This window comes from Paracidovorax sp. MALMAid1276, from assembly GCF_049198005.1.
Taxonomy (GTDB): domain Bacteria; phylum Pseudomonadota; class Gammaproteobacteria; order Burkholderiales; family Burkholderiaceae_C; genus Acidovorax.
The window spans coordinates 1-4,811 of the sequence record NZ_JBMIRS010000044.1; the positions used below are offsets into that span (position 1 = coordinate 1).

Sequence of the window (4,811 nt, forward strand, 5' to 3'; positions counted from 1 at the left end):
CCGGCCGCTTGCATGGGCATGAGCCCATGCGGCGCACCCGGCGCATCCACTCATACCGATTGCACTCCAATGCGATCTCCAAAAAGACATTGAACAGGCTCTAAGGCGGTCTCAGCCCTCTTCCCCATCACTGCCCGGCGCGGGCTCACGCACGCCGGATCCCTTGCCCTTGGCTTTGGCCCGGGCGTCCTTTTTGGCCTGGCGCTTGGCGTCTTCGGCCAGCCCCGCAGCGCGCCAGGCCTCGAACTCCTGCGGCGTCTCCAGCGTGATGCGGCCCAGCGTGGCGGTGCGGAAGTCGGTCATCACGATCTCGGCCGTCTTTTGCAGGTTGACCCGGCCGCCGGCCATCATGGCACCCCGCTTCTTGCCGATGGCGGCCAGTAGCTCGTCGTCCTGCATCTCCGCCATGGCGCCGGCCGGCAGGCCCAGCTTGTAGCGTGCCTCCAGCAGCGGGGCATAGTGCTGCTGCAGGCGGCGCAGCAGCTCCAGCGCCACCAGTTCTTCGTCGTACGCATTGCGGCCCACGGCGCCGCTGGCGGCCAGGTTGTAGCCGCTCTCGGGCACGATGATGCGCGGCCACAGCATGCCGGGCGTGTCCCACAGGTAGAAGTCGTCGGCCAGGGTGATGCGCTGCTCCAGCTTGGTGATGCCGGCCTCGTCGCCCGTCTTGGCCTGGCGTTTGTTCGACAGCGTGTTGATGAGGGTGGACTTGCCCACGTTGGGCACGCCGCAGATCAGCACCCGCATGGGCTTGGCCATGCCGCCGCGCTGGGGGGCCAGCAGGTGGCAGGCGTCGATGAGCTTGCGCGCGGGCGCGGGGTCGGACGCGTCGAGCGGCACGGCGCGCGTCTCGCTCTGGGCGTTGTACCAGTCCACCCACAGCGCCGTGCGCTCGGGGTCGGCCACGTCCTGTTTGTTGAGCACCTTGAGCGTGGGCTTGTGGCCGGTGATCTCGGCCAGCAGCGGGTTGCTGCTCGACCCCGGCAGGCGCGCGTCCAGCACCTCGATCACCACGTCGATGTCCTTGATGCGTTCGGTGATGGCTTTGCGGGTCAGGTGCATGTGACCGGGGAACCACTGGATGGCCATGCGGGGTACTTTCTCTCTGGTTGGGGATGCTGGCGAAGGGTGGCAAGGATAATCGCGGTCTTCACCGCTGATCGCCACCCTGCTTTTTACCCATGCCTGCACCCACCGACAAAACCCGCCCCGCCGCCACCGCCCAGGCCGACAAGGAGCTGCTTTTCAAGGGCGTGACCTGCGCGCTGATCGGCCTGGTGATCCTGCTGGCGCCCTACGTGGCGCGGTCGGACAGCGTGCGCGAGCTGATGGCGCAGGCCACGCTGGTGGGCTGGTTTGCGCTGGTGCTGGGCATTGCGTTCGGCGTGCAGTACGGTGTGCGCCGCGCCCGGGCCGGGCGCCGCAAACCATGACGGATGCCGCCGGCAGCGTGCCCGCCCGCGCGGTGGATGGCGCCTCGGCCCAGGCCATGTTCGCTGCCGTGCAGCAGCAGGCCAGCACCTTGGGCGTCACGTTGCGCGCCCCGCCGCCCGCGCCCACCACCTGCTGCGGTCGGGGCTGCAACGGTTGCGTGTGGGAAGGGTTTCTGGACGCCGCCGAATACTGGCGGCAAGAGGCGCTGCTGCAGCTGGCGCCCTGACACTTTGCATCAAAACCGGCCCCAGCGCTTTATGGACGGGCCTTTACAGCTATACAAAAAATAGCATTGCGCTGCCCGGGGGAGCGCTTCAGCCCAGCTCCTTCACCGCCATGTACTGCTCGCGCCATTGTTCGAATGGCAGCGTGTCGGCCGCCTCGATCGCCTTTTGCGCGGCGATCGATTCGCCGGCCAGGGCCGCGTAGCGCGCCTGCTGCGCGGGCGCCCAGGGCAGGCCGAGCAAGGCATCGCGCGCCGCCACCGACTGGTGGCGCGCAAAGGCTTCAAAACTGTGGCCGTGCTGGCCCGTGATGTGCTCAAGCACGCGGGCCGACGGGGTGCGCTCGGGTGCGTCCATAAGGGTGCGGGCATCGCGCAGTGCGCTGCTGTAGTCGGTCGAGCCATGCGCGGCATCCAGCGCGGCGGCCAGGGGCTCGCAGGCGGCCAGCACCTCGCTGCCCCAGTCGGCCAGCGTCACCTTGTGGCCGCCGCGCGAGAGCTGCAGGCCGCTTTCGCGGCCGCGCTCGGCCGTGAGGTGCTGGTTGTGCTTGAGCTCGGCGATCTCGGCCGGTGTGTCGGGCGGGCTGTCGGCCAGCAGGCAGTGCAGCAAAAACACGTCCAGCAGCCGCATCGTGGGCGCGGTGATGCCCACGGGCACGAACGGGTCCAGGTCCATCAGGCGCACCTCGACGTATTCGACGCCGCGCTCGCGCAGCGCGTGCAGCGGGCGCTCGCCGGTGCGCACGGTGCGCTTGGGGCGGATGGTGCCGTAGAACTCGTTTTCGATCTGCAGCAGGCTGGTGCCCAGCTGGTTGTAGTCGCCGCCGGGGTTGCGCACGCCCAGGGTTTCGTAGGCCGGATACGGCTTGGTCAGCGCCTCGTGCAGCGAATTGGCATAACCGGTCAGGCCGTTGTAGCTCACGGCCAGCGTGGACTGCGCGTCGCTCTGGTAGCCCAGGCGGCCCATGCGCAGGGAGGTGGCGTGCGGCAGGTACAGCGCGTGGCCGCCCTCCATGCGCTGCAGGCCGTGCTCGCGCCCTTCCACAAAACAGGGGCACAGCGCGGGCGAGGCGCCAAACAGGTACAGCAGCACAAACGCGTGGCGGCGAAAGTTGCGAATCAGCGAGAAATACTGCTCGCTCGTCACGCCCGGCATCGACCAGTTGTAGTGGATGCCCGAGATGGTCTGCATGCGCCGCCCGTAGCGGTGGCCCAGGCCCATGCGGTAGACGCTCTTGGCGCGGCCAATGTTGGAGCCGCCGTAGCGGCCCAGGGGAATGGTTTCGTCGGTGGGCAGGCCGCAGGGCATGCTGGACGCCCACAGCAGCTCGCCGCCGTGGTCGCGCAGCGTGCGGTGCACGAACTGGTGCACTTCGGTCAGCTCATCCAGGCACTGCTGCACGCCCTGGTGCGCGCCGGTGATGAGTTCGAGCTGCGACTCGCTGTAGTCAGTGGTGATGAGCGGGTGCGTGAGGGCGGAGCCCAGGGCCAGCGGATGCGGCGTGAGCGCCAGGCCGCCCGTGGGCAGCACACGCAGGCCTTCCTTTTCGATGCCGCGGCGAATCCCCCCCAGGGCATCCGCCGGGTAGGCGGCCAGTCTCTCTTGCAGTGTGCTCATAGGTTTTTTACCGATCCAACTTTTGTCGGCCCGGAACTTAGCACGTTGAGGACAGGCCCGCCCAAGGGGACGTCAAGCCCTTGCGGCCAGGGCGCGTCCGACTTCGTTGGCGCCCTGCGCCGCGCCACTTTGTGGTACTTGCTCGCCCGCGCGTTCGGTCACCTCGGCCAGGCGTGCGGCCAGCTGCTCGGGCACGTCGGCCCCGATCCCCAGATGGAGGCCCTGCGTGAGCGTGATGTGCGCGGCCTCGAAGGTGCCGGCGCCTGCACACAGGATGGTGCGGGTGGGCGCGCTTTCGTGCGCCAGCACCAGCATGGCGGGCACCACGGCCTCGGGCTTCAGGGCCGCCAGCACTTCCTCGGGCATCAGGCCTTCGGTCATGCGCGTGGCAGCCGTGGGGGCCAGGGCGTTCACGCGGATATTGTTCTTCGCGCCTTCGATGGAGAGCGTCTGCATCAACCCCACCTGGGCCAACTTGGCCGCGCCGTAGTTGGCCTGGCCGAAGTTGCCATACAGGCCGGTGGACGAAGTCGTCATGACGATGCGGCCATATTGCTGCGCCACCATGTGCGGCCACACGGCCTTGCAGCAATTCGCCGCGCCCATCAGGTGCACCTGCACCACCAGGGCAAAGTCGGCCATGTCCATCTTGGCAAACGACTTGTCGCGCAGGATGCCGGCGTTGTTGACCAGGATGTCGACCCGGCCCCAGGCGTCGATGGCCTGCTGGACCATGGCCTCGACCGCGGCGAAGTCGGTGACGGAGGCGCCGTTGGCCAGCGCCTCGCCGCCCGCTGCGCGGATCTCGTCGACCACCGCCTGCGCCGCGCCCACCGTGGCGCCGCTGCCATCGACCGCGCCGCCCAGGTCGTTGACCAGCACCTTGGCGCCGCGCGCCGCGAGCGCCAGCGCATGCTGGCGGCCCAGGCCGCCGCCGGCGCCTGTGACGATGGCCACGCGGCCTTGGAAGTCGATACCCATGTGAGCTTCTCCTGTGGTGTTTGACGGGTGGGTCGGGTTGCTGAAGTTCGGCATGGCGCGCCCGGCAGGCGCGCCGCGCGGGCGACTGTACGCGAGAAGCCCGCCCGAGAGGGTTGCGCGTGTGACTGCACCGCGTGCTTCCGGTATGGTGTGCGTCCGCACCCCCACCCCCCTCCCCCCAAAAAGGACCACCGCATGAAAGCCATCTGGAACGGCGTCACCGTCGCCGAAAGCAACGACACCGTGGTTGTCGAAGGCAACCACTACTTCCCCGAGAGCGCCCTCAAGCGCGAATATTTCACCTTCAGCAACCACAAGACCATGTGTGCGTGGAAGGGCCAGGCCAGCTACCTCTCGCTGCTGGTGAACGGCGAGATGAACGCCGACGCTGCCTGGTTCTACCCCGACCCCAAACCCGAAGCCGAAGAGATCCGGGGCCGCGTGGCGTTCTGGAAGGGCGTTAAGGTCATGGACTAAGAACGTGTTTACGATCTCGCAGGGGATCGCGTTGGAGCGCAATCGGGATGAGTGGATGCCTCGGATGCGCCGCATGGG

The 4,811-nt window shown here is 68.2% G+C and carries 6 protein-coding genes; 3 read left to right on the plus strand and 3 right to left on the minus strand.

The genetic code is table 11. The features are described from left to right. Window positions 1–111: 111 nt before the first annotated feature. The gene (gene ylqF / locus ACOQFS_RS02650; protein WP_421561422.1) at window positions 112–1,089 is read right to left on the minus strand and encodes a ribosome biogenesis GTPase YlqF; all 978 of its coding nucleotides are present in this window, start codon (window positions 1,087–1,089) and stop codon (window positions 112–114) included. A gap of 92 nt (window positions 1,090–1,181) precedes the next feature. Between ylqF and ACOQFS_RS02655 the strand changes: the two genes are divergently transcribed. Next, a complete protein-coding gene (locus ACOQFS_RS02655; RefSeq protein WP_421561423.1) occupies window positions 1,182–1,433 on the plus strand; it encodes a hypothetical protein in 252 nt (83 codons plus the stop codon). After that, window positions 1,430–1,660, plus strand: coding sequence for an oxidoreductase-like domain-containing protein (locus ACOQFS_RS02660; protein ID WP_421561424.1), 231 nt, complete (start codon window positions 1,430–1,432; stop codon window positions 1,658–1,660). Before ACOQFS_RS02655 ends, ACOQFS_RS02660 begins: the two co-directional genes overlap by 4 nt. An 88-nt stretch (window positions 1,661–1,748) precedes the next feature. Here ACOQFS_RS02660 and gshA read toward each other — a convergent pair whose 3' ends face one another. Then, window positions 1,749–3,275, minus strand: a complete 1,527-nt coding sequence (gene gshA, locus ACOQFS_RS02665; RefSeq protein ID WP_421561425.1) for a glutamate--cysteine ligase — start codon at window positions 3,273–3,275, stop codon at window positions 1,749–1,751. Window positions 3,276–3,347: 72 nt separating this feature from the next. Beyond that, the gene (locus tag ACOQFS_RS02670; protein WP_421561426.1) at window positions 3,348–4,256 is read right to left on the minus strand and encodes an SDR family NAD(P)-dependent oxidoreductase; all 909 of its coding nucleotides are present in this window, start codon (window positions 4,254–4,256) and stop codon (window positions 3,348–3,350) included. Between the two features lie 195 nt (window positions 4,257–4,451). Between ACOQFS_RS02670 and ACOQFS_RS02675 the strand changes: the two genes are divergently transcribed. After that, on the plus strand, window positions 4,452–4,733 hold the full coding sequence (locus tag ACOQFS_RS02675) for a DUF427 domain-containing protein (RefSeq protein ID WP_421561427.1): 282 nt from the start codon (window positions 4,452–4,454) through the stop codon (window positions 4,731–4,733). The last annotated feature ends 78 nt before the right edge of the window (window positions 4,734–4,811 follow it).

Excerpts from the sequence above, each read along its gene's own strand:
- ACOQFS_RS02675 (WP_421561427.1), top strand. The coding sequence starts at position 4,452 with ATGAAAGCCATCTGGAACGGCGTCACCGTCGCCGAAAGCAACGACACC.
- gshA (WP_421561425.1), bottom strand. The coding sequence starts at position 3,275 with ATGAGCACACTGCAAGAGAGACTGGCCGCCTACCCGGCGGATGCCCTG.
- ACOQFS_RS02655 (WP_421561423.1), top strand. The coding sequence starts at position 1,182 with ATGCCTGCACCCACCGACAAAACCCGCCCCGCCGCCACCGCCCAGGCC.
- ACOQFS_RS02660 (WP_421561424.1), top strand. The coding sequence starts at position 1,430 with ATGACGGATGCCGCCGGCAGCGTGCCCGCCCGCGCGGTGGATGGCGCC.
- ylqF (WP_421561422.1), bottom strand. The coding sequence starts at position 1,089 with ATGGCCATCCAGTGGTTCCCCGGTCACATGCACCTGACCCGCAAAGCC.
- ACOQFS_RS02670 (WP_421561426.1), bottom strand. The coding sequence starts at position 4,256 with ATGGGTATCGACTTCCAAGGCCGCGTGGCCATCGTCACAGGCGCCGGC.